The 24,228-nt window shown below is 62.5% G+C and carries 22 protein-coding genes and 2 pseudogenes; 18 read left to right on the forward strand and 6 right to left on the reverse strand.

What is annotated here, in order from left to right:
• The first annotated feature begins 169 nt into the window (after positions 1-169).
• From WCY17_RS09680 to WCY17_RS09710, 7 genes are all read left to right on the forward strand, one after another.
• Positions 170-2,134 carry a long-chain fatty acid--CoA ligase gene (locus WCY17_RS09680; protein WP_372701977.1) on the forward strand — a complete coding sequence of 655 codons (1,965 nt, stop codon included), beginning with the start codon at positions 170-172 and terminating at the stop codon, positions 2,132-2,134.
• Positions 2,127-2,909 carry an ABC transporter ATP-binding protein gene (locus WCY17_RS09685; RefSeq protein ID WP_372701978.1) on the forward strand — a complete coding sequence of 261 codons (783 nt, stop codon included), beginning with the start codon at positions 2,127-2,129 and terminating at the stop codon, positions 2,907-2,909. The genes WCY17_RS09680 and WCY17_RS09685 overlap by 8 nt, the downstream gene beginning before the upstream one ends.
• 63 nt (positions 2,910-2,972) lie before the next feature.
• Positions 2,973-3,902, forward strand: a complete 930-nt coding sequence (locus WCY17_RS09690) for a branched-chain amino acid ABC transporter permease (RefSeq protein WP_372701979.1) — start codon at positions 2,973-2,975, stop codon at positions 3,900-3,902.
• Between the two features lie 69 nt (positions 3,903-3,971).
• Entirely contained in the window at positions 3,972-5,048 is a 1,077-nt protein-coding gene (locus tag WCY17_RS09695) for a branched-chain amino acid ABC transporter permease (RefSeq protein ID WP_372701980.1), read from the forward strand.
• Between the two features lie 127 nt (positions 5,049-5,175).
• The gene (locus tag WCY17_RS09700) at positions 5,176-6,504 is read left to right on the forward strand and encodes an ABC transporter substrate-binding protein (RefSeq protein ID WP_372701981.1); all 1,329 of its coding nucleotides are present in this window, start codon (positions 5,176-5,178) and stop codon (positions 6,502-6,504) included.
• Positions 6,505-6,607: 103 nt separating this feature from the next.
• Complete coding sequence (locus tag WCY17_RS09705; protein WP_372701982.1) at positions 6,608-7,417, forward strand: ABC transporter ATP-binding protein; 810 nt, start codon at positions 6,608-6,610, stop codon at positions 7,415-7,417.
• A gap of 4 nt (positions 7,418-7,421) precedes the next feature.
• A complete protein-coding gene (locus WCY17_RS09710) occupies positions 7,422-8,687 on the forward strand; it encodes a phenylacetate--CoA ligase family protein (protein ID WP_372701983.1) in 1,266 nt (421 codons plus the stop codon).
• A 14-nt stretch (positions 8,688-8,701) separates the two neighbouring features.
• Here the strand turns inward: WCY17_RS09710 and WCY17_RS09715 are convergent, their stop codons facing one another.
• A complete protein-coding gene (locus WCY17_RS09715) occupies positions 8,702-9,157 on the reverse strand; it encodes an N-acetyltransferase family protein (RefSeq protein WP_372702029.1) in 456 nt (151 codons plus the stop codon).
• A gap of 259 nt (positions 9,158-9,416) precedes the next feature.
• Between WCY17_RS09715 and WCY17_RS09720 the strand changes: the two genes are divergently transcribed.
• A complete protein-coding gene (locus WCY17_RS09720; protein ID WP_372701984.1) occupies positions 9,417-9,719 on the forward strand; it encodes a copper-binding protein in 303 nt (100 codons plus the stop codon).
• Positions 9,720-9,849: 130 nt separating this feature from the next.
• On the opposite strand, the gene hslU is transcribed toward WCY17_RS09720, so the two are convergent.
• The 5 genes from hslU to WCY17_RS09745 form a co-directional block, all read right to left on the reverse strand.
• Positions 9,850-11,166 (reverse strand): ATP-dependent protease ATPase subunit HslU, encoded by a 1,317-nt coding sequence (gene hslU / locus WCY17_RS09725; protein WP_372702030.1) that lies wholly within the window; start codon positions 11,164-11,166, stop codon positions 9,850-9,852.
• Positions 11,167-11,193: 27 nt separating this feature from the next.
• Positions 11,194-11,727 (reverse strand): ATP-dependent protease subunit HslV, encoded by a 534-nt coding sequence (hslV, locus tag WCY17_RS09730; protein WP_372701985.1) that lies wholly within the window; start codon positions 11,725-11,727, stop codon positions 11,194-11,196.
• Between the two features lie 177 nt (positions 11,728-11,904).
• Positions 11,905-12,345, reverse strand: coding sequence for an RNA polymerase-binding protein DksA (gene dksA, locus WCY17_RS09735; RefSeq protein WP_372701986.1), 441 nt, complete (start codon positions 12,343-12,345; stop codon positions 11,905-11,907).
• Positions 12,346-12,421: 76 nt separating this feature from the next.
• Positions 12,422-13,519 (reverse strand): GTP-binding protein, encoded by a 1,098-nt coding sequence (locus WCY17_RS09740; RefSeq protein ID WP_372701987.1) that lies wholly within the window; start codon positions 13,517-13,519, stop codon positions 12,422-12,424.
• 181 nt (positions 13,520-13,700) lie between these two features.
• Positions 13,701-14,186 (reverse strand): transcriptional repressor, encoded by a 486-nt coding sequence (locus tag WCY17_RS09745; RefSeq protein ID WP_372701988.1) that lies wholly within the window; start codon positions 14,184-14,186, stop codon positions 13,701-13,703.
• A gap of 58 nt (positions 14,187-14,244) precedes the next feature.
• On the opposite strand from WCY17_RS09745, the gene WCY17_RS09750 reads away from it, so the two are divergent.
• The 10 genes and pseudogenes from WCY17_RS09750 (at position 14,245) to WCY17_RS09795 (ending at position 24,219) form a co-directional block, all read left to right on the forward strand.
• On the forward strand, positions 14,245-14,373 hold the full coding sequence (locus WCY17_RS09750; RefSeq protein WP_372701989.1) for a hypothetical protein: 129 nt from the start codon (positions 14,245-14,247) through the stop codon (positions 14,371-14,373).
• A 191-nt stretch (positions 14,374-14,564) separates the two neighbouring features.
• Positions 14,565-15,275, forward strand: a complete 711-nt coding sequence (locus WCY17_RS09755; protein ID WP_372702031.1) for a metal ABC transporter ATP-binding protein — start codon at positions 14,565-14,567, stop codon at positions 15,273-15,275.
• Positions 15,272-16,138 (forward strand): annotated as a pseudogene (locus WCY17_RS09760) (metal ABC transporter permease); the annotation flags it as partial. The gene WCY17_RS09755 and the pseudogene WCY17_RS09760, both read left to right, overlap by 4 nt.
• 123 nt (positions 16,139-16,261) lie before the next feature.
• Positions 16,262-17,074, forward strand: a pseudogene (locus WCY17_RS09765) (metal ABC transporter solute-binding protein, Zn/Mn family); the annotation flags it as partial.
• Between the two features lie 173 nt (positions 17,075-17,247).
• Positions 17,248-17,967: an A24 family peptidase gene (locus WCY17_RS09770; RefSeq protein WP_372701990.1), complete on the forward strand. Its 720-nt coding sequence runs from the start codon at positions 17,248-17,250 to the stop codon at positions 17,965-17,967.
• Between the two features lie 554 nt (positions 17,968-18,521).
• A complete protein-coding gene (locus WCY17_RS09775) occupies positions 18,522-19,514 on the forward strand; it encodes an extracellular solute-binding protein (protein WP_372701991.1) in 993 nt (330 codons plus the stop codon).
• A gap of 71 nt (positions 19,515-19,585) precedes the next feature.
• Positions 19,586-20,839 (forward strand): M20 family metallopeptidase, encoded by a 1,254-nt coding sequence (locus WCY17_RS09780; protein ID WP_372701992.1) that lies wholly within the window; start codon positions 19,586-19,588, stop codon positions 20,837-20,839.
• Positions 20,840-20,862: 23 nt separating this feature from the next.
• Positions 20,863-22,122: a flavin-containing monooxygenase gene (locus WCY17_RS09785; protein ID WP_372701993.1), complete on the forward strand. Its 1,260-nt coding sequence runs from the start codon at positions 20,863-20,865 to the stop codon at positions 22,120-22,122.
• An 83-nt stretch (positions 22,123-22,205) separates the two neighbouring features.
• On the forward strand, positions 22,206-22,856 hold the full coding sequence (locus WCY17_RS09790; protein ID WP_372701994.1) for a DUF1028 domain-containing protein: 651 nt from the start codon (positions 22,206-22,208) through the stop codon (positions 22,854-22,856).
• A 61-nt stretch (positions 22,857-22,917) separates the two neighbouring features.
• The gene (locus WCY17_RS09795; RefSeq protein WP_372701995.1) at positions 22,918-24,219 is read left to right on the forward strand and encodes an amidohydrolase; all 1,302 of its coding nucleotides are present in this window, start codon (positions 22,918-22,920) and stop codon (positions 24,217-24,219) included.
• The last annotated feature ends 9 nt before the right edge of the window (positions 24,220-24,228 follow it).

Below are 24,228 nucleotides of genomic sequence, written 5' to 3' on the forward strand. Positions count from 1 at the left end.
ATCGAGGTCATGCGCCACGGGCGCGATGGCGGCGCGCCGGTGCTGATTTCCACGCTGACCGGCACCGTCTACATCAAGAACACGCCCGTCGGCAACTGGAGCGGCACGGAGACTGCGCAATGATCCTGTTCAATCGACATCGGGCCCGCCCGTCATCGAGGGTGTGACAGTGTCCAGCACATTTCCCAGGCTTTTGCTGCAGCAGGCCAGACAGCGTCCGGATGTCGTTGCCATCCGCGAAAAACGCTATGGCATCTGGCAGACAATGAACTGGCACGAGCTATCCGAATTCATGTCCCACATGGCCTGTGGGCTGCATGAGGCCGGGCTGCGGCGTGGTGAGCACGTGGCGGTGATCGGCAGCAACCGGATCCGTCTCTACGGCGCCCTGTTGGCCATTCAGGCGCTGGGTGCCATCCCGGTGCCCATGTACGAAGACAGCGTGGCCGCCGAATACGCCTTTCCCATCAACAATGCCGGCATGCGCTTTGCCCTGGTCGAAGACCAGGAGCAGGTCGACAAATTGCTGCAGATCCGCGAGCAATGTCCCACACTGCAGGCCATCTACTATGACGAGCCGCGAGGCCTGCGCAATTACAGCGAGCCGGGCCTGGCCTCATCCGATGTGCTGCTCGAGGCCGGCCAGGCGTTTCTGGCGGGGCACCCAGGGTTCATCGAGGGCGAGATCGAGGCCACCCAGCCCGGCGATGTGGCGTCGATGTTCTTCACATCGGGCACCACGGGCACGCCCAAAGGGGTCGTGCACACTTATTTCAGCCTGATCAGCAGTGCGCAGGCCGGTGCCGACTTCGATGGCCTGACATCCGGGGAAGAGGTGCTGGCCTATCTGCCGCCGGCCTGGATCGGCCAGATCATCTTCAGCTACGCGCAGTGGCTGTTGTGTGGCTATGTGGTCAGCTGCCCCGAGGCTGCCAGCACGGTGGATATCGATCTCAAGGAGATCGGCCCGACCTATTTCTTTGCGCCGCCGCGGGTGTTCGAGGCCCGCCTGACCAGCATTCTGATCCGCATGGAAGACGCCGGCTGGGTGAAGCGCACGCTGTTTGCCGCCTGCATGCGCCTGGCCCGTCGCGTGGGGCCCAGGCGCATGAATGGGCAGTCGGTCAACCCGCTGGAACGGCTGATGTACGGCCTGGGCGACCTGCTGGTCTACGGGCCCCTGCGCAACAGCCTGGGCTTCAGCCGGATCCGGATCGCCTATACGGCGGGCGAGGCGATCGGCCCCGATCTGTTCACGTTCTACCGCTCGATCGGGATCAACCTGAAGCAGTTGTATGGCATGACTGAAGCGGCCGTGTTCGTGTGCCTTCAGCCGGATCATGACGTGGATGTCGAAAGCGTGGGCGTGCCAGTCAAGGGGGTCGAGCTCAAGGTGGCGGACAATGGCGAAATCCTGGTGCGCTCTCCGGGCATGTTCAAGGAATACTACAAAGAGCCGGCCGCCACGGCCGAGGTGCTGGGCGAGGATGGCTGGTACCACACCAGTGACGCCGGCTATCTCGATGACGCCGGGCGGCTGCACATCATCGACCGGGTCAAGGACGTGGGCCGCCTCTCGGGGGGAGCCAACGACGGCGCCATGTTCGCCCCCAAGTACATCGAGAACATGCTCAAGTTCTATCCGCAGATCAAGGAGGCGGTGGCCTATGGGCACGGCCGTGAACGGGTCTGCGTCATGCTCAACATCGATTACGAGGCGGTGGGCAACTGGGCCGAGCGCCGTGGCCTGCCCTACACCGGCTATACCGACCTGGCCCAGAAGGTCGAGGTCTATGAGCTCATGCAGGATTGCGTCGAAAAGGTCAATCAGCAGCTGAGCCGGGATGCCCGGCTGTCGGGTTCGCAGATCCACCGCTTCCTCGTGCTGCACAAGGAGCTCGATGCCGACGATGGCGAGCTCACGCGCACCAACAAGGTGCGGCGCAAGCACATCGAGGAAAAATACCGCCCGCTGGTCGATGCGCTCTATGGCGGCCTGGAGCAACAGGACATCGAGACCACCATTCATTTCGAAGATGGGCGCAGCACCCGGATCCGTGCCACATTGAGCATCCGGGATGCGCGCACCGTCGATCCGGCGTCATCAGACGCCAATGGAGCCCGCCATGTCTAGGCCGATCGGGGATGTCATTCTGGATGTCAGCCACATCAGTCTGAGCTTTGGTGGCGTCAAGGCGCTGACGGACATCTCGTTCGATGTGCGCAAGCATGAGATCCGTTCCATCATCGGACCCAACGGGGCGGGCAAGAGCTCGCTGCTCAATTGCATCAACGGCATTTACGCGCCCCAGCAGGGCTCCATTCTGTTTCGCGGCCAGGAATTCACGCGTCGCAGCAGCCGGCAGATCGCGGCCATGGGCATTGCGCGCACATTCCAGAACCTTGCGCTGTTCAAGGGGATGAGCGTCATCGACAACATCATGACAGGGCGCAACCTGAAAGTCCGTTCGAATCTTTTCCAGCAGGCAGTCTGGCTCGGGCCCGCCAGCCGCGAAGAAGTGCGGCACCGCCGTTTCGTCGAGGAAATCATCGATTTTCTCGAGATCCAGTCGTATCGCAAGACGCCGGTGGGCCAGCTGCCCTACGGGCTGCAGAAGCGGGTGGACCTGGGGCGTGCCCTGGCAATGGAGCCGCAGATGGTGTTGCTCGATGAGCCCATGGCCGGCATGAGCATCGAAGAAAAGCATGACATGAGCCGCTTCATTCTGGACGTGAACGACGAGTTCGGCACCACCATGGTGCTGATCGAGCACGACATGAGCATCGTCATGGACATTTCAGATCGGGTCGTGGTGCTCGATTATGGCAAGAAAATCGGTGACGGGGCGCCCGCAGAGGTGCGCAGCAACCAGGAGGTCATCGATGCCTATCTCGGGTCATCGCAATGAGCCTCCATTCATCCTCCCGCGCGCCGCGCGCCTTGCTGGCCTGCGCCTGATGGAACGACACACATGGCATTCTTCATAGAAATACTGATCGGTGGTCTGATGGCCGGCATGCTGTATGCACTGGTCGGGCTGGGGTTCGTGCTGATTTTCAAGGCATCGGGCGTCTTCAACTTTGCCCAGGGGGCCATGGTGCTGCTGGCGGCCCTGGCCATGGCGCGCTTTGCCGAATGGATCCCCCAGTTCCTCGGCCTGCAGAGCAAGGTGCTGGCCAACGTACTGGCCTTTGGCCTGGCCATGGCCATGATGTTCGTGCTGGCCTGGCTGATCGAGCGGCTGGTGCTGCGCTATCTGGTCAATCAGGATGGCGCGACCCTGCTGCTGGCCACGCTGGGCATCGCGTCTTTCCTCGAAGGCATGGGGCAGTCCATCTTCGGCAGCAGCGTCTACAAGATCCGTATCGGGATGCCCAAGGATCCGCTGTTCCTGTTCAACTCGACCTTCGAGGGCGGGATCATGGTCAACCAGGAAGACCTGATCGCAGCGGTCATCGCCGCCGTACTGGTCACGCTGCTGGCCCTGTTCTTCCAGAAAACGACGTCGGGCCGGGCCCTGCGCGCCGTTGCCGACGACCACATGGCGGCGCAGTCGGTGGGCATTCCGCTCAATCGCATGTGGGTCATCGTGTGGTGTGTGGCGGGCGTCGTGGCCACGGTCACCGGCATGATCTGGGGCAGCAAGCTGGGGGTGCAGTTCTCGCTGGGCACCATCGCGCTGCGGGCCCTGCCGGTGGTCATCCTGGGCGGGCTGACGTCGATTCCGGGGGCCATTGTCGGCGGGCTGATCATCGGGGTCGGCGAGAAGATGTCCGAGGTCTATCTGGGGCCCATCATAGGCAGCGGGATCGAAATCTGGTTCGCCTACGTGCTGGCGCTGGTGTTCCTGCTGTTCAGGCCGCAGGGGCTGTTCGGCGAGAAGATCATCGACCGGATATGACACCCTTCAGGCCGTTGCGGCAGCAATCCGGCGTCGTTCGCGCGCATTACATCGGTTGAGTGTAGCCATATGTTCTACAGAGAAAACGGGCAGTACAAGAGCAGCTACCAGGCAGATCAGCAGATCTTCCCGGTCACCCAGGATCGCGTGGTCATCCTCGTCCTTGTGGTGCTGGCTTTCGCGGCCGTGCCCATGCTGGCCAGCGACTACCTGCTGCGCGCCATCATCATCCCGTTCCTGATCATGTCGATGGCGGCCATCGGCATCAACATCCTGGTGGGCTATTGCGGCCAGATTTCGCTGGGTTCGGGGGCCTTCATGGCCGTGGGTGCCTATGGCACCTACAACGTCATGGTGCATTTTCCGGGCATTCCGCTGCTGCTGGCGCTGATACTGGGGGGGCTGTGCGCGACCTTCTTCGGCATCCTCTTCGGCCTGCCCAGCTTGCGGGTCAAGGGGCTGTATCTGGCCGTGACCACGCTGGCGGCCCAGTTCTTCAGCGACTGGATTTTCCTCAGGGTGGCCTGGCTGACCAATTATTCGACGACCGGGGGTGTGTCGGTCTCGGGGCTTGAGGTCTTTGGCCTGCCCCTGAGCAGCACCTGGGCCAAGTATTGGTTTGCCCTGGCCATGGTCTGCCTGATCGCCCTGCTGTCGAAGAATCTGGTGCGCGGCGCGCTGGGCCGCGAATGGATGGCCATACGCGACATGGATGTGGCGGCTGTGGTGATCGGCATCCGTCCGACCTACGCCAAACTGAGCGCGTTTGCGGTCAGTTCGTTCATCATCGGCGTGAGCGGGGCACTTTGGGGGTTCATCCACCTGAGTGCCTGGGAGCCCGCGGCCTTTTCAGTCGACATGTCGATTCGTCTGCTGTTCATGGTGATCATCGGCGGCATGGGTTCGATCATGGGCGGGTTCTTCGGTGCGGCCTTCGTGATCGTGCTGCCGATTGCCCTGACCCAGCTCATGCCGCTGTTGCTGGATCCATTCGGCATCCGGATGTCCACCGCAGGCCTGGCGCATACCGAACTCATGGTCTTCGGCGGGCTGACGGTGTGGTTTCTGATCGTCGAGCCGCATGGTCTGGCACGGCTGTGGTCCATCGGCAGGCAGAAGTTGAGAATCTGGCCCTTTCCGCATTGAATCGCGGGGGGCGCAGTGGCGCAGTGCAGTTGGCAGTGCAAGGAGTTCAACCCGCAGGCGGGCCCGGACAGGCGACTGATCCGGGGCGCACTGACAGGATGATCGCATTTACATACGGGAGACAATGATGAAGTTCAACAAGTTCTTGATGGGCGTCCTGATTGGCGTGGTCGGCAGTACGATGATCACGACAAGCGCCATGGCACAGGACGAGGCGCAGTATTTTCCGCTGCTGACGTTTCGCACCGGACCCTATGCACCCAGTGGCACGCCCTGGGCCAACGGGTTCGTGGATTATTTCAAGCTGGTCAATGCCAAGGGCGGCATCAACGGCGTCAAGGTGCTCTGGGAAGAGTGCGAGACCGGCTACGCCACTGACCGTGGCGTGGAATGCTACGAGCGCATGAAGGATGCCAACGGGGGGGCGACCGTATTCCAGACGATGTCGACGGGCATTACCTTCGCGTTGACCGAGAAGGGCCCTGAAGACCGGATCCCCATTCTCACGCCGGGCTATGGTCTGAGCGAGAGCGCCGATGGCGAGGTCTTCAAGTGGAGTTTCCCATTGGCCGGGACGCACTGGGCTTCTGCGGATGCCCAGTTGCAGTATGTGGCCAGCCGTGAAGGCGGGCTCGACAAGCTCAAGGGCAAGAAGATCACGCTGCTCTACCACGACAGCCCATACGGCAAGGAAGCGATTCCGGTCCTGCGCAAGCGGGCTGAAATGCATGGCTTCAATCTGGATACGATCGCGGTCACCCATCCGGGTGTGGATCAGAAATCCGCCTGGCTGCAGATCCGCCAGAACCGCCCCGACTATGTCCTGCTCTGGGGCTGGGGCATCATGAACAGCACCGCGCTCAAAGAGGCTCAGGCCACGGGCTTTCCGGCCACCAAGATCGTGGGCGTCTGGCCCTCGGGCTCCGAATCGGACGTGAAGGGTGTCGATGGGGCCGAAGGCTACAGCGCCGTGCTGCTGCTGCCGGGCCCGGGTGCCGACTCGAAGATCGCCAAAGAGGTGCGCAGCACGCTGCATGCCAATGGCCAGGGCAGCGGCCCCGAGGAAGAAGTGGGTGAGGCCCTGTACATGCGTGGGCTGATGAATGCCATGTTCGCGGTCGAGGGCGTGCGGCGGGCCCAGGAGCAGTACGGCAAGGGCCAGGTGATGACCAGCGAGCAGGCACGCTGGGGCTATGAAAACATGGATCTGGACGAAGCCAGGCTGGTCGAACTGGGTCTCGATGACATCATGCGCCCGGTCCAGACCAGCTGCGCCGATCACATGGGGCCCTCGGCGGCCCGGGCCTATACCTGGAATGGCGAAACGTGGGAGCTGAGTTCAGACTGGCTGCAGGCCGATCTGGATGTCCTGCAGCCCATGGTCAAGGCTTCGGCCGACAAGTATGCAGCCGAAAAGAAGCTGACGCGTCGCACGCAGGCCGATTGCCAGCCGTAACGGGCTGTCGGGCTGGCCGCCCGGCCCTCGTGGCCGGGCGGCCGATGCAGACCGCTGACCGTCTGCAGCCCGGCCCTTCATGAACAACGATGGAACGTCGTCAATGACTGATACTGATGTCATCCTCGATGTCAATGGCATCGAGGTGATCTACAACCGGGTCATCCTGGTGCTCAAGGGCGTCTCGCTGCGCGTGTCCGAAGGGCGCATCGTGGCCCTGCTGGGCGGCAATGGCGCGGGCAAGACCACGGTGCTGCGCGCCATATCGAACCTGCTGGGGGCCGAACGCGGCGAGGTCACGAAAGGCTCCATCACCCTGCGCGGCGAGCACATCGAACGGCTGACGCCCGCCGATCTGGTCAAGCGCGGGGTCATACAGGTCATGGAAGGGCGCCATTGCTTTGCGCACCTGACCATAGAGGAAAACCTGCTGACCGGGGCCTACACCCTGAAACGCAAGGCGGATACCATGCACAACCTGGACAAGGTCTATGCCTATTTCCCGCGTCTCAAGGAACGGCGCCATTCGCAGGCAGCGTACACCTCGGGTGGGGAGCAGCAGATGTGCGCCATCGGGCGCGCCCTGATGTCCGATCCGCGGCTGGTGCTGCTCGATGAGCCTTCCATGGGCCTGGCGCCCCAGATCGTTGAAGAGGTCTTCAATATCGTGCATGATCTGAACCAGCGCGAACAGGTCACTTTCCTGCTGGCCGAGCAGAACACCAACATGGCCCTCAAGTACGCCGACTACGGCTACATCATGGAAAACGGGCGCATCGTGCTCGATGGGCTGGCGTCCGATCTGCGCAACAATGAAGATGTGAAGGAATTCTATCTTGGGGTCGGTGACGCCGAGCGCACCAGCCTCAGGGATGTCAAAAGCTACAAACGGCGCAAGCGCTGGTTGGCGTGAAACGATGATGAGCAGCCCATACTACGACGAGCGCGAGACGCGCACCGCGCAAGAACGCGAAATGGCCCTCATGGCAGCACTGCAGCGGCAGATTGCCCATGCGCAGGCCAGGTCCCCCATGTTCTCGGCCATTCTGGCGGGCGTGGACGCCGCGCAGGTGCGCGACCGCCAGGCGCTCGAGCAACTGCCGGTGACGCGCAAGCATGATCTGCGCGAACTTCAGGGCAGCCACCGGCAGGGCAATGGCGCAAGCGGCTTGTTCGGCGGCTTCAGTGCCCTGGTCTACGGGCCCGACCTGCCGCGTGTGTTCGCCAGCCCGGGGCCCATCTACGAGCTTCAGGGCAAGGGCCGGGATTACTGGCGCATGGGGCGCGCCCTGTACGCGGCCGGCTTTCGGCGTGGCGAGCTCGTGCACAATGCGTTCAGCTATCACTTCGTCCCGGCGGGCGCCATGATGGAAGCCGCAGCGCATGCGCTGGGGTGTACCGTGTTTGCCGCGGGCACGGGGCAAACCGAACAGCAGGTGCGCGCCATCGCCGATCTGTGTCCGGCGGGCTATGTGGGTACGCCCAGCTTTCTCAGGCTGATCGTCGAGCGGGCCCAGGCGCTTGGGGTGCGCATTCCGAGCCTGGCCAAGGCGCTTCTGTCGGCCGAGGCGTTTCCACCCAGCCTGCGAGACTGGCTGATCACGCAGGGTATCCAGGGCTTTCAGTGCTATGGCACGGCCGATGTCGGCCTGATCGCGTATGAGACATCGGCGCGCGAGGGCCTGGTGCTGGATGAAGACCTGATCGTCGAGATTGTCCACCCGGGCACGGGCACCCCGGTGCCGGATGGCGAGATGGGTGAACTGGTGGTCACCAACCTGAACCCGGATTACCCGCTGATCCGCTTCGGCACGGGTGATCTGTCGGCCGTACTGCCGGGCCAATGCGCCACAGGGCGCACCAACAAGCGCATCCGGGGCTGGCTCGGGCGCACCGATCAGGCGACCAAGATCCGGGGCATGTTTGTCTATCCCAGTCAGGTGGCAGAGATCGTCGGGCGCTTTCCCGAGATCCACAAGGCCAGGCTGGTCGTCGACGGCCGCATGAGCAGCGATGAGATGATTCTGCAGGTCGAGGTGGGGGCTGACCCGGATGGCTTGCAGGGCCGGATTGCCGACGCGATGCGTGAAGTCACCAAGCTGCGCGGCGAGGTGCATTTCACGGCGCCGGGCGGCCTGCCCGAAGACGGGCGGCTGATCGAGGATCGACGCTCGTACGACTGATGTGCGGCCCAGCCTCAATGTGGCGCCGCATCCCCGGACGCGGGGCTGGCAAGGCGCCGCAGCGCGTCCCCCGTGACGCGCACGATGCGCCAGTCTGGCAGGACTTCGGCGCCATGGTGGCGATAGAAGTCGATTGCATTCTGGTTCCAGTCGAGCACCACCCATTCGAAGCGCCCGCAACCGAGCTCCAGTGCCTGGGCGGCGAGGTGCCGAAGCACCCAGCCGCCCAGGCCCCGGCCACGATGCCCGGGCGTGATATACACGTCTTCCAGATACAGCCCGCGCCGATCGAGGAAGCTGGAATAATTGTGGAACCACATGACATAGGCCACCAGTTGCCCAGGCTGGTCGTCCGGCGTGATGACCAGGCAGTGCGCGGCAGGCTCGGGGCCGAAGAAGCTGCGCGCGAGGCTTGCGGGCGTGGCCCGGAAGGTGTCGAGCAGTTGTTCGAATGTGGCCATTTCGTGCATCAGGCGGTGCACCGCAGGCAGATCGGCCGGGGTGGCGCGGCGCAGGGTGTAGCCGGACACGCCACCGTGCGGGCGCGTGGCTGCGGGGGTGTCGGGTGCCGCGTTCTCTGGCATGGCGGTTTTTGGTGCAGTGGTCTCTGGCACGGCGGTTTTGGCGCAGTGGTCTCTGGTGGCGGAGGGCTCAGGCATGGGTGCGGCGCAATGCGCGCGTTTCGCGGTATGCTGATCCAGTTGCTGAAAATTCAAGGGAGTGTAGCGCATGAACCCAAGCACGCTTTCGGCGGGGGCCGTGGCCCTGCTGGCCGCCACGGGTCTGGCGGCGCAGGTGGTGGTGGCCCAGCCCGTGCAGGCACAGGCCAGCGGCAAGGTGGTGCGGGTCGATGTAGCCAAGGGCAAGATCGCCATCCAGCACGGTGCAATCGCCGCACTCGAGCTGCCGGCCATGACGCTGGTCTATCAGATCGACCCCGCCCTGCTGGCCGGGGTGTCGGCGGGCGATACGGTCAAGTTCACGGCCGAGCGCAACGACAAGCAGTACCGCATCGTGCAACTGGGCAAGTGAACCCGCGGGCCATGCATGGCCGCCTCATGGATGGCCGCCTCATGGCGGCTGCCGCAGCCGCCCAGCCGCTGTCATCCAGCTGCAGCCACCCAGCCACAACGGCGCCAGCGCAGCCCACGGCTGTGGCGGGCTACAGCACGTAGCGGGCCAGGTCCTGGCTGGCAGCGGCTTCCGACAGCTTGTCGTTCACGTAGGCGGCATCGATGCGTACCGTGTCGGATCCCGGGTTGGCCGCTTCGAACGACAGGTCTTCGAGCAGTTTTTCCATCACCGTATACAGGCGGCGCGCGCCGATGTTCTCGGTGCGCTCGTTCACCTGCCAGGCCAGTTCGGCCAGGCGGTGAATACCTTCATCGGTGAATTCGAGTGTGACGTCTTCGGTGCCCAGAAGGGCGACATATTGCTTGACCAGCGAGGCGTCGGTTTCGTTCAGGATGCGCACGAAGTCTTCGGTGGTGAGCGAATCGAGCTCGACCCGGATGGGGAAGCGGCCCTGCAGTTCGGGGATCAGGTCTGACGGGCGCGACAGGTGGAAGGCCCCCGAGGCGATGAACAGGATATGGTCGGTCTTGACCATGCCGTACTTGGTGCTGACCGTGGTGCCTTCGACCAGCGGCAGCAGGTCGCGCTGCACGCCCTGGCGCGAGACATCGGCACCGCCCTGCTCCTGACGCGCGGCGATCTTGTCGATTTCATCCAGAAAGACGATGCCGTGCTGCTCGACCAGGGTGACCGCGTGGCCACGCAGATCGTCTTCATTGATGCGCCGGGCGGCTTCTTCATCCACCAGCAGGCGGAAGGCCTCGCGCACCGACAGTTTGCGCGATTTGGTCTTGCCCTGGGCCAGACCGGCGAACATGCCGCGCAACTGCTCGGTCATTTCTTCCATGCCGGGTGGCGCCATGATTTCCATGCGGGCGGGCGCCTGGGCGATGTCGATCTCGATCTGGGTGTCGTCCAGCTGGCCTTCGCGCAGGCGCTTGCGAAAGATCTGCCGGGTATTGGTTTCTTCGCGCTCGGGTTCGCCGCGGGCGTTGCGCGGCGGTGGCAGCAGGGCATCGAGGATGCGGTCTTCGGCCGCGTCTTCGGCCTGGGTGCGCACACGCCGGGTCTCGGTTTCGCGGATCTGCTTGGCGGCGACTTCGACCAGATCGCGCACGATGGTGTCCACGTCGCGCCCCACGTAACCCACTTCGGTGAATTTGGTGGCTTCGATCTTGATGAACGGGGCATTGGCAAGCCGCGCCAGGCGGCGGGCGATTTCAGTCTTGCCCACCCCCGTGGGGCCGATCATGAGGATGTTCTTCGGCACGATCTCATGGCGCAGCGGCTCGGCGACCTGCTGGCGGCGCCAGCGGTTGCGCAGGGCCACCGCAACCGAGCGCTTGGCGCGCTCCTGGCCGACGATGTGCTTGTCGAGCTCGGAGACGATCTCGCGGGGGGTCATGGGGGTATTGACGTCTGACATGAGGGTTTACAGCGTTTCGATGATGTGATTCTGGTTGGTGTAGATGCAGAGTTCGCCGGCGATTTCGAGCGAGCGGGCGACCACCTCGGCCGGCTCGAGATCGGTGGCCTGCAGCAGGGCGCGGGCGGCCGATTGCGCGTAGGCGCCACCGGAGCCGATGGCGGCGATGCCATGTTCGGGCTCGAGCACGTCGCCATTGCCAGTGAGGATGAGGGTGTGTTCGGCATCGGCCACGATCAGCATGGCCTCGAGGCGGCGCAGGACGCGGTCGGTGCGCCAGTCGCGCGTGAGCTCGACCGCGGCCCGCATGAGGTGGCCCTGGTGCTTTTCGAGCTTGGCCTCGAAGCGTTCCTGGAGGGTGAAGGCGTCGGCCGTGGCGCCTGCAAAGCCCGCCAGTACGCGGTCGTGGTACAGGCGGCGAATCTTGCGGGCCGTGGCCTTGATGACGATGTTGCCCAGGGTAACCTGGCCATCGCCACCCAGGGCCACCTGCTGACCGCGACGGACACAAAGAATGGTGGTGGCGTGAAAGGATTCCATGGTGCTCTCTTGGCTGGGGTAGAGCTACATGGGGGCGAATGTGGTTATTTCAAGGCCTGCGGGCGGCACTGTGCCCGCGTGCCCGGCCTGGAGCCGGCAGGGCATCGGGGGTCATGGCCCTATCGCGCATCGGTTGTTCTTTTCTGCGCTGAACGGCGAGGCCTGCTGCACACCGGGTCAGTCACCGTACAGTTTCTGGCGCATTTCGCGCCGTTCCTGGGCTTCGAGCGAGAGCGTGGCGGTGGGGCGCGCGAGCAGACGGGCCAGACCGATGGGTTCGCCGGTTTCTTCGCACCAGCCGTATTCACCCGTATCGATGCGCGCGATGGATTGCTGCACCTTCTTGAGCAGCTTGCGCTCGCGGTCGCGGGTGCGCAGTTCGAGTGCGTGCTCTTCTTCGATGGTGGCCCGGTCGGCCGGGTCGGGGACGTACTGCGTTTCGCGCAGGTTTTCGGTGGTGGCGCCGGCATTGGTGAGGATTTCGTGCTCGAGTTCGCGCAGGCGTTCGCGGAAGAATGCCAGCTGGGCGTCGTTCATGTAGTCCTTCTCGGGCATTGCCAACAGTTCCTTTTCGGTCAGCAGCCGGACCGGAGTGTGTGCACTGGATTTGCTAGCCATGTCGTGATCCTTTGTCATTGTGTCTGGGTGTCTGGCTGCCTGCGCATCGGATTGCGGGGCGGTGCCGAGGCAGCGTTCAGGCCAGACATTGTTCCAGCCCCTGTGTGAAGATGTCCCTGGGCAGTGTACGGCCGATGAAGACCATGCGGGTATTCGGTGTTTCACGGGTTGTCCAGGGCTTGCCCGGTTCGGCGCCGAACATCATGTGCACCCCCTGGAACAGCATGCGCCGCTGGATGCCCTTGATGTACAGGATGCCTTTGTAGCGCAGCAGGTCGGTGCCGTAGATCTGGACCACGCCGCTCAGGAAATCCTCGAGCCGTTCCGGGTCGAAGGGCCGTTCGGAGCGAAACACGAATGCACCGATGTCGTCGTGGTGCGCGTGATGGTGGCCATGGTGGTCGTGGTGGCAGCCCGGGCCGCACTCGTGACCCTCTTCGTCGATTTCGTGATCGTGGCCGTGTTCGTGGTCATGATGGGCGTCATGATCGTGGGCCTGTTCGGCCAGGAATTCGGGGTCGATGTCGAGGATGGCATCCAGGTTGAAGCCGCTGACATCGAGCAGCACGTTCAGGTCGGTTTCGCCGAAGTGCGCGGGCGCGATGGTGGCGCGCGGATTGATGTGCATCAGGCGCTTGCGCAATGCCTGATAATCGGCCTCGTTGACCAGATCCTTTTTGGAGACCAGGATGCGGTCGGCAAAGCCCACCTGGCGCTGGGCTTCTTCCTGGCGATCGAGCGTGGCCATGCCATGGCAGGCATCGACCACGGTGATCACGGCATCGAGCCGGAATGTTTCGGCGATCTCGTCATCCATGAAGAAGGTCTGGCAGACCGGGCCCGGATTGGCCATGCCGGTGGTTTCAATGATGACCCGGTCAAACGCCAGCTCGCCCCGGGCGCGGCGTTCGGCCAGATCGCCCAGCGTGCGCACCAGATCGCCGCGCACCGTACAGCACACGCAGCCGTTGCTCAGTTCGATGATCTGTTCTTCACTGTCCTGCACGAGCAGATCGTTGTCGATGTTCTCTTCACCGAACTCGTTTTCGATCACCGCAATGCGCTGCCCGTGGAATTCGGACAGAATGCGGCGCAGCAAGGTGGTTTTGCCCGCCCCGAGGAAACCGGTCAGAACCGTGACGGGGATCATGGGCTCCGATAAGGCAGAATTCATTTTTGTCAAGTGGCAAGGGTGAACACGCCATTACATCATGATAGTAAGGATTGGGCAAACTTGTGCTTGGTCCAGGTCCGTTCGGGCCCGGCACATACGCCCGTCGGGCGAACCGGCCGGTATGCGCACAGCCCCTGGGCTGGCGCTCTGATGGTCCGCTGCGGCTTGCCGGGAACGGGTTTCAGACGCCGGGCCGTGTCGCGCAAGTACCACAAAGCGCCCGTACTTCAGGGAGTTCGGACTCGTCGTCTGCCAGGGCAAAGCCGGCACGCGCAATGCAGCGGGCCAGTTGCGCGCCCAATGCCGGGTCATTCAGTTCGGCCACCCGCCCGCAGCGGGTACACACCAGCAGCAGGTCGTGGCGCTCGCCACCCGCGTCTGTACAGGCGCTCCAGGCGTTGATGGCATCGAGACGATGGATGAGGCCCTGAGCGGTCAGGAAATCGAGGGCACGGTAGACCGTGGGCGGGGCCGCACCCGGCTGTGAATCCTGCAGCAAGGCAAGCAGTTCGTAGGCCTTGAGGCTGCCCGGATGGTGCAGCAGGGCTTCGAGCACCTGGCGGCGCAATGGGGTCAAGCGCGTTCCACGCTGTGCACAGAGCTGCTCGGCGTGGGACAGTTGGCGGGCGATGGCACGTTTGCCCAGGGTATCGGCAGATTGGGACATGATGGTTATGTTATAACATAACATTCTGCTTCTTTCTTCACGATTCAGGTGCACCCGCATGGCATTTCTGGTTTCTACCCGTCGGATACGGAGTTCGGCACTGCTGGCCTCGGCAGCCAGCCGCATGGCCGCTGCCGGCGGGGTGGTGGTGGTGCTGTGGTGGCTGACCTTCTGGGCGCTGCAATGAGGCTCGGCCAGCACGCAGTGGCCACGCCGCCGGCCTCGCCGGCCAGCGATGCCGCGGGTATGGGTGCCTCGATCGCAGAGGCTCAGCCAGCCATAGGCGCGCAGCCAGCCAAAGACGCATTGCCAGTCAAAGAGGCATTGCCGGTCAAGAAGGCGCTGCCAGCCACAGGCGCGCTACCAGTCACGGCCGCATTGCCAGCGATTACGTTGAAGCGGGTCTGGCTGGCCCGCCAGGGGCGGGTGATCGTGCGCGATCTGGACGGCGTGTTCAACCAGGGGTCCCTGACGGCCATCGTGGGGCCCAATGGGGCCGGCAAGTCCACGCTGGTCGATGCACTCGCCGGGCGTCTGGCCCCCGTACGGGGGCAGATCCTGCTGCATGAGGGCGTGCGCGGCCAGCTGGCCTGCCTGCCGCAGCGTGGCACGCTGGATCGCACGGTGCCGATGCGCACGTTCGATCTGGTGGCGCTGGGCGCCTGGCGTCACCTGGGGCCCTGGCGTGGCCTGTCGCAGGCTGATCATGAGGCCGTCGAAGCCGCATTGCAGGCCGTGGGGCTGGCGGGCCTGGGGCGCCAGCCCATCGCTACCCTGTCGGGCGGCCAACTGCAGCGCGCCCTGTTTGCGCGGCTCATCGTGCGCGATGCCCGGGTCATCGTGCTCGACGAGCCCTTTGCCGCAGTGGATCGGGCCACGACCGAGGATCTGCTGGCGCTGCTGCAGCAATGGCACGCGCAAGGGCGCACCTTGATCGTGGTGCTGCATGATCTGGATATGGTGCGCGCCCATTTTCCACACAGCCTGCTGCTTGCGCGCCAGCAGGTGGCCTGGGGGCCGACGTCCGAGGTGCTCACCCCGGCGCATCTGCATCTGGCGCGCCATCTGTGTGCAGGAGAGGCGGCATGAGTACGCTGTGGCACGTACTGGTGCAGCCTTTCTTCGATTTTGGCTTCATGCGTCGCGCCCTGGTCGGTTCCTGGGCGCTTTCGCTGGCCGCGGGTCCGCTGGGCGTGGTGCTGGTGCTGCGACGCCTGAGCCTGATGGGCGATGCCATGGCGCACGCCATCTTGCCGGGGGTGGCCGTGGGTTTCCTGACAGCCGGCTTTTCCCTGGCGGCCATGACCCTCGGTGGCCTCATCACCGGGGTGGTCGTGGCGGTGCTGGCGGGGCTGGTGTCGCGCATCACACCGCTGCGTGAAGATGCCAGTTTCGCAGCCTTCTATCTCGTTTCCCTGGGGCTCGGGGTTCTCCTGGTCTCGCTCAAGGGCACCAGTGCCGATCTCATGCACGTCTTGTTCGGCACTGTTCTGGGCCTGGGCGATGCCGCCCTGTTGCTGGTCACGGCTGTCAGCAGCCTGACCCTGCTGGCCCTGGCTGCCCTGTACCGCGTGCTGGTGCTCGAATGCCTGGATCCGGACTTTCTGCGGGCCGAAGGCGGGCGTGCCGGGGCCTGGGCGCACATGGCATTCCTGCTGCTGCTGGTACTCAACCTCGTGGCTGGCTTTCAGGTGCTCGGCACCTTGATGGTGGTGGGGATCATGATGCTGCCGGCCACGGCTGCGCGCTTCTGGGTGCACTCGGTGGGGGGCCAGATGGTGCTCGCCGCCATCCTGGGGGCACTGGCGTCCTGGGCGGGGCTGGTGCTGTCATACCACTTCGATGTGGCCGCCTCCCCGGCCATCATTCTGCTCGCCGGGCTGGTGTATTTTCTGTCGGTGGCCGCCGGTCCGCGCGGTGGCCTGTGGCAGGCCTGGCGGCGTCAGCGCCGCCGGGTGGCGTGGGTGGCCACGGGGCTGGGTACCAGCCTGGCGCCTGTGCTGCTGCTGTCGGGGCTGGCGGCTGCACCCATGCCGGTGCGTGCGGCCGCGGGCCCGGTGCCCGTGGTCGCCACTTTCTCGATTCTGGGCGACATGGTGCGCGAAGTCGGTGGCAAATGGGTGGATGTGCACGTGATCGTGGGCCCGCTGGCCGAGGTACATGACCATGAACCCACCCCGGGTGATCTACAGGCGCTGGGTCGTGCACAGGTGCTGGTGAGCAACGGCCTGAACCTCGAAGGCTGGTTGCCGGCCCTGCGCGCAGCGTCGGGTTTTGCCGGGCTGGAGGTGGTTGCGACCCAGGGGGTGACGCCACGTCTCATGCCGGGACAGGCGCTACCGGATCCGCATGCCTGGCAGGATCCCGCGCTGGGCGCGCACTATCTCGGCCAGATTGCGGCGGGTCTGGCGCAGGCGGATCCAGCCCATGCCGCACAGTATCAGGCGCGCGCCGAGCGGCTGTCCGCCCGATTGCTTGCAGCCGATGCGCGCTGGCGCGGGCAATTGGCCCAGGTGCCGCCCGAAGACCGTGTGCTGGCCACCGCGCATGATGCATTCGGCTATCTGGCCCAGGCCTGGGGCCTGCGCATTCTGCCCTTGCGCGATGCAGGCGGCCATGCCGAACCCTCGGCGCGCGTCATGGCCGCCTGGATCCGTACGCTGCGGTCCCAGCCCGTGCGGGCCCTGTTTCTCGAGCAAGGCAGCCCCTCGCAGGCGCTCGAGCAGGTGTCCCGCGAAACCGGTGTGCCCCTGGCCGGACCGCTTTTTGCCGACACGCTGGACAGGCCAGGCCAGCCAGCCGGTACGTATCTGGGCATGCTCGAGCACAATGCAGGGCAACTGCTGCGGGTGCTGGGCGCTGGGGCGGATGCCGCGTCGCAGATCTGACACATGGCTGCATTGTGCGGCCGCTGAACGAACGCTACAGTGGCCATGGTGGCGGCGCGGTGCCCTGTACCTGCATCCTGGCCAGCGGCGCGGCGCCCGTGCCGGGTCTGATCGCGCTGCAGCAGCGTGTGCAGTCGCGCCGCCGTTCCAGAACATACTGATAGACGCCTCCAATGACTGCAACGCTCTGGGCCCCGTGGCCAACGTCCGTATGGTTCGGGATGGCAGCCTGCCTGCTGCTGGGCGCGTTGCTGGGGGCGGCGCTGCCGCTGTGGTCTGCCCGGCTGCTGCAGGCGCTGGCCTGGCCACCGGAGGCGGACCCGGCACCGGCCCTCATTGCCCCCCTGTGGCCCGTGGCACCCTTGCAACGCAAGCGGGCTCGCGGCCTCTGGTGGGCCGGCAGCCTGTTGCTGACCCTGGGATGCGCCTTGCGGTTCGGGGCCAACTGGGCCGCGCTTGCCGCGGTCATTTTCTTGCTGGCCTTGTGGATGCTGGCCTGGGTCGACGCGCGCACCGGCCTGTTGCCGGACGGCCTGACCCAGCCTCTGCTCTGGCTTGGCCTGCTGGTCAACCTCGATGGTACGTTTGCGCCCCTGACCGAGGCCCTGCTCGGGGCCGTGGCCGGCTATGGCATTCCATGGCTGATTGCACATGGCTATGCGCTGCTGCGCCGGCGTGAGGGCATGGGCCAGGGTGACTTCAAAATGCTCGCGGCGCTTGGTGCCTGGCTGGGCTGGCAGGCTCTGCCCATGGTGCTCCTGCTGGCTTCGCTCTGCGGGCTGGTGATGGCGGCCTGGCTGGCCTGGCGCAGGCGCCTGCAGGCGGATCAGGCGCTGGTCTTTGGCCCCTGGCTGGCCCTGGCCGGGGCCTGTGTGCTGCTGGCCGGATACTAGGGTTTATCCTTACTGTTAAATTTGATTTGTATCAAGTATATTGCTCCGTTGTACAAGCCGGAGCAGAATCCGAAAATCCATGTCAAAAGCATTGGTTTGCATGATGTCCAGGTCATCAGAGGTTGAATTCCTGGTCATCCGGAAAAATGCCGCTTCAAGAGCGGTGGCGGGAACCCCCGTCGGCAGCCGATGCAGGCTGCAGGGCATAGTGGGGTTCAGGCAATCAAAGACATGCCGGGAACGGCCCCTGGTGGGCGATTCCCCGGGCATATCCCAAACACGATTCTCCAGTGCGCCCGAAGGCAGGTGATCGGGTACATGGAGAAAATCCAATATCGGAACGACAGGCAAAGATCGCGCTGGCCTGCGGGGGGCCTGCTGTCCTGGCCGTTTGGTCCTGGCGGCCCATGATCATCGCCAACCGAATGCGTCTGGACCATCTCGTCTCGATCTGTCTGCCGATGCGGCACTGTCGTGAATCATGGAGGGTCATGAGCAAAAAATACATGAATTGCATTCCATTATCTTGATCAATCATCTGTATGAGGGAACACATGAAAATGAGCTTGGTTGGGCTGTGTGCAGCGGCCTTGCTGGTGTCCAACGCATCGGCAGAAACCATCAATGTGAAGGCCTGGGGGATTACCTGGGAGCAGGGGCTGCAGGAGATTGCTGACGCCTTTACGAAAGAAACTGGAATCAAGGTCAACCCGATTCCGCAGACTTCGTCCACGGAAGGTTTGGTACAGATATCGCAGAATCGCGCCAATCCCAACGTCGATGTATGGTTCACGACCTCATCGGTTGCAGCCAGAGCGCAGAATGACACGGAACTGTTCGCAAAAATAGATCTCGATGCGCTGACCAACAAGGACGACATAATAAGTTCAGGTATCAGCGAGAACTGGGTCGGTGCGTACTATTACCCGCTGAATGTGGTCTACCGCGGAGACGCCGTTGATGCACCGATCACGAAGTGGGAAGATCTCTGGAATGAAGGCTACAAGAACAATATTGCGGCTCCGGCGTTCGAAATGTATCAGGGGCGCCTGCTGGTATTGGCGTCTGTATTGAATGGTGGCGATATCACAAACATCGATCCCGGCTTTGACGCGCTCAAGCGCCTTGCGCCGAATGTTTCGGTCTGGTTCCCGTCGGATTCCGATGCGAGAAAGGCGATTGCCACAGGCGAGGTGGATATTCTGGTAGCGACGCCGGTCTTCAAGGAAGCCCTGGCCGAAGACGTCGACAATCTGCAAATGGTCATTCCTGCGCCGACGCCAATCACCTACGACGTCATGATGCTGGTGAACACGCCGAAGAAGGATTCCGCAACGAAGTTCATCGACTACGTGTTGAACAAGGATGCTCAGGAAAAGCTCGCTGCAGGCCATTTCTCGGTACCTGTCAACCGGAAGGCGCAGGCACCCGAAGAAATATCGGGCTTGATGCCGGCCGAGGATCAGTTGATTTCCATCGACGAAGTCATCCTGAACGAACATGCCGATGAATGGTCGCGGCGCTTCCATAGCGAAATAGCCAAATAATGGGTCTGGTCGGGATATGTCGAAGGACATATCCCGATTCAGTATGGCCGACAGACGGAGAAAGACAATGAATGACAGACAAACGAGAGCTGCGTGAAATGAAGAGCAACATCACAGACTACATCGACGAACGCGAGATCGTGGAGTTTGCCAAGGAACTGGCGCGGATACCCAGTTTCAAGGAAGAGGAAACACCCATCGCCCGGTTTCTGGAGAGCTGGTTCAGGGAACGGGGCTATGAAGTCGAGCTCCAGGAAGTGGAGCCAGGACGATATCAAACCATTGCGCGCCTGAAAGGAACCGGCAATGGCCGCAGCCTCATGCTCAACGGTCATATCGACATCAATTCGCTCACCACTGGGTGGGACAGGAACCCCTGGGAGCCCTGGGAAGATGATGGCAAACTCTATGGGCACGGGCTGCAGAACATGAAAGGCGGGCTGGCCACCATGATCATGGCCGCCGAAGCCTTTCGCAAGGCCGGCAGGAAACTCTCCGGGGATATCGTCGTTGCCTGTGTTGCGGGCGAGACGCAAGGGGGCGTCGGTACGTCCTATTTGATGGAAAGCGGGCTAAGGACGGACGCGGCCATCCTGACGGAGCCTTTCGGGCCGGGGAACATCTGTACGATGCATGCGGGAATCATCCACCTGGGCATCACGGTCAAGGGGTATTCAGGGCACATCAGCCGGATGGAAAACACCATCCATGCGATCAACAAGATGGCGGGTCTCGTCAAGCGCCTTGAAACGCTGAAATTTTCCATTGAAGCCAATCCGCAGCTGCCCAAACTGCCACTGCACAATGTGGGTTCAATCATTGGCGGGCGCGGCGAAAGCTACAGCCTGGCCGAAGCGCCCTATGTGCCGGACATATGCACCATAGTCCTGGATGTGCACTTTTTGCCCGGCCAGACTGCGGACGCCATCATCGACGACATCGAACGGCATCTGGCGCCGCTGAAAGAGGCGGATCCGGAGCTGGACTATGCCATCACCCTGCCACCGCCCGAGATCATCAAGGGCAGAAGAACCATCGTGATGGAATCGGTGGATGTCCCAGTCGACTCCGACATCGTCCGGATCGTGGCTGAAAACTACGAGGTGGTTGCCGGCAAGAAACCCAATAACGTGGGCGCCGTACTGCCCCTCTCCTATTCGGCATGCGACAGCTCCTCGTTGTGGGCTGCCGGCATACCCAGCATCAATTACGGACCAACGACCGGAATCAATCTGAGCGGGCCCGAAGGCGCCTATGTCGCCATCGATGAGATGGTCGAGGTGGCCAAGGTGATTGCGTTGAGCGCCGAAGAGTTTTGCAAATAGGTCCTATGGATAACGGAACCGCCATGTTGGAAAAACATATTGATACAGTGGTCGTTGGGGCCGGTCAGGCCGGTTTGTCTGCGAGTGAGCATCTGACGCGGTATGGCTGCCCGCACGTGATTCTCGAACAGCACAGCATCGGTGAAAGCTGGCGCAATGATCGATGGGATTCGCTCGTTTCAAACGGACCGGCATGGCACGATCGCCTGCCCACCCTCGAAATCCCGGGCGTCGGCGCACAGGATTTCGCGACCGCAAAACAGCTGGTGGCCTATCTTGAGCTGTATGCGAAGAACATCGCCGCACCCGTGCGTACGGGGATACAGGTCCGGCGGGTGCAGCGGCTGGTCGGCAAAAGAGGTTTCAGTGTTGAAACCAGCGAGGGGACAATCACCTGCAGGAACATCATCGCCGCCTCAGGCACGATGAGGACGCCACGGCAGTCTACCTTGATACCGAAATCGAAGGATATCCTGCAACTCCATTCGTGCGAGTACAGGAATCCCGACCAGTTGAATCCGGGGGCGACCCTGGTCGTCGGCTCGGGCTCGTCGGGTACCCAGATCGCTGTTGAACTGATGGTCAGTGGCCGAACGGTGTACTTGTCGCTGGGCCAGAACATGCGCCCGCCGCGCTCGTATCGGGGCATGGATTTCGCCTGGTGGTCATCCGTTCTGGGGATGTGGGATGCGACCCCCATCGAAGGCCAGACGCATACCACGATTGCAGTCAGTGGCGCCCATATCAGCCAGACGATCGATTATCGAAAGTTGAATGCCATGGGCATGCGGCTCGTAGGGCAAACGAGTGGCTTCGAGAATGGCAATGTGGTATTTCGCAATACCCTGAAGGGCTCGATAGACTACAGCAACCTGAAGTACCTCGAAAGCCTGAAACTGGCGGATGAATACATCATGCGCAATGGGCTCGATCTGCCTGATGATCCAGATGCCTGGTATGTGCCGCCCATCACCAACGACGAGATGTATCCGATACGACGCCTGAACCTCAAGGACGACAATATCAGGAACATCATCTGGTCGCATGGCTTCCAGCTCAAGTATGACTGGATCGATGTCGATGAGGCCCTGAAAGATGATGGCTCGCCCATCCATACGTACGGCATCTCACCCCAGGCGGGTTTGTACTTCCTGGGCCTGCCCTGGCAGATCAACCGCTCTTCAAGTTTCCTGTGGGGCGAATGGAATGACGCTGCATTCATTGCCAAGACCATATGGTACAGGGGTAATTACTGGAAATACAGCAATCCTGAAAAAGGCTGAGATCCCCGTGGATCTTGCCGGGATCGCTGGTGGCAACGTCGTCGTCCCCCAAGGGGGCGGCGATTGACTATAAGGGGTATAGAGTGACATTTTCCATTGCTGGATTCTGCAAAAGAACCAAAGCCTTTGGCGTGGCAATCAGTTCGTCTTCCATCGCGGTGGCCAGCCGGTGTGCATGGGTGAGCCCTCTGGGCGCCGTGGTCACACAGAACATCACTGATCCGAACCTGGGCGTACTTGGCCAGCGCTTGCTGAGGCACGGAAAAATACCCGGCAGCATCATCGAAGAGTTGATCAGGAACACCAATCGCCCGGAATACAGGCAAATAGGCGTCATGGATCTGCATGGCGGCAAGGCTGTCCATACCGGTGAGCAGGCTTTCGATGGCAAAGCAGGCAAAATCGGAGAGGATTGCCTTGCGCTCGGGAACTTGCTGAGTTCCACCGAGGTGATCGACGCCATGCTGGACACCTTCGCCGAGCGTGCCGATGAATGCCTCGAGGAGCGTCTGGTATCCGCCCTGCAGGCGGGCTGTGCGCGGGGGGGAGAAATCCATGACGAGCATTCGGCGGGCCTGGTGGTCTCCAGGGACATGAGCTGGCCGGTCACCAACCTGCGGGTCGATTGGAGCGAGCGGCCCATCGATGAACTCCGGGACATCTGGAACCGTTTCCAGAAGGAACAGGAACAATACGTGCAATGGGCGCTTGATCCAACCAGTGGGCCCCAGTAGGGGTGCCGCCGATTGAATGTGTTGTCAATGAATCCGCATGCCAACGGAATGGACGGAGAAAATGAGCAAAGAGAGCGCCTTTGAAAGGGAAATCATCGGGATTCGTCGTGATTTGCACATGAATCCCGAACTGGGGTTCAGTGAGTTTCGCACGGCCTTGCTGGTGCTGAATCACCTGAAATCCCTGGGGATCGAAACCCGGTTCGGCAAGGATGTGATGGATTCCAGATACATCTATGGATTACCGGATCAGGACGTGCTGGATCAAAGATTCGATGCGGCCCTGAAGGAATTTCCCGAATCGAAAGACGTGCTCGAGAGGATGAAAGGCGGCCATACCGGGGTCGTGGGCTACCTGGATACCGGGCGCAAGGGTCCGGTGATTGCCTTGCGCGTCGATATGGATGCCCTGCCCATTCTGGAGTCCGCCGATGCCGCGCACTGCCCGGCAGCGCAAGGCTATCGTTCAGGGAATGACGGCGTCATGCACGCCTGCGGTCACGATGCCCACGTTGCCATTGGCCTGGGCGTTGCAAAACTGCTCACGCAGGCGCAGCACGAACTCAATGGAAAAATCCTGCTCATATTCCAGCCTGCCGAGGAAGGCTGTCGCGGCGCGCTGCCCATGATGAAAGCCGGTGTCGTGGACGAAGCAGATTACTTTCTTGCCGTGCACATTGGCCTGGGCGCCGAGACCAGCATGTTCTATCCGTCGGTCAATGGTTTTCTGGCCAGCAGCAAGTGGGACATCGAGCTGAGAGGGCGGGCCGCGCACGCGGGTGTGTCGCCCGAAAAGGGCCGGAATGCCATATTGGCCGCCGCACAGATCATCAACGCATTGCATGCCTTGCCCAGACACAGCCAGGGGACGAGCCGGATCAATGTCGGCAAGATATCCGGTGGGTCGGGCAGAAACATCATTGCCGACCGCGTCCGAATGGAAATCGAATTCAGGGGGAGCACCAACGAGGTGCTCGAGTACCTGACCGAAAACGGCCGGAAAATCATAGAGGGTTATGCAGGCGCATCGGGCATCGCAGCTGAAATCGTGAGCGTTGGCAATGCACTGGCCGTGGAGTCGAACGTAGAATTGGCCAACCGGATCCGGGCTATCCTGGACAAAACGCCCTTGCGCGAGAATGTCAGCGCCGCCACCTGGAGTGCCTCGGGAAGCGAAGATGCCACCTTCTTCATGGACAGGGTGAACGAATTGGGGGGGAAATCCGTGTACACCCTGATAGGCAGTGGGGTTGTCGGCGGCCACCACAATGAGAAATTCGATATTTCAGAGCAAAGCATTCTGGTCGGAATACGCAGCCTGTTTCAGGCGATCAGGGGCATTTCAGTCACTGAGTGCGAATAATGGAGTCAT

The sequence above is a fragment of the Castellaniella sp. genome, from assembly GCF_041677825.1.
Classification (GTDB): domain Bacteria; phylum Pseudomonadota; class Gammaproteobacteria; order Burkholderiales; family Burkholderiaceae_B; genus Castellaniella.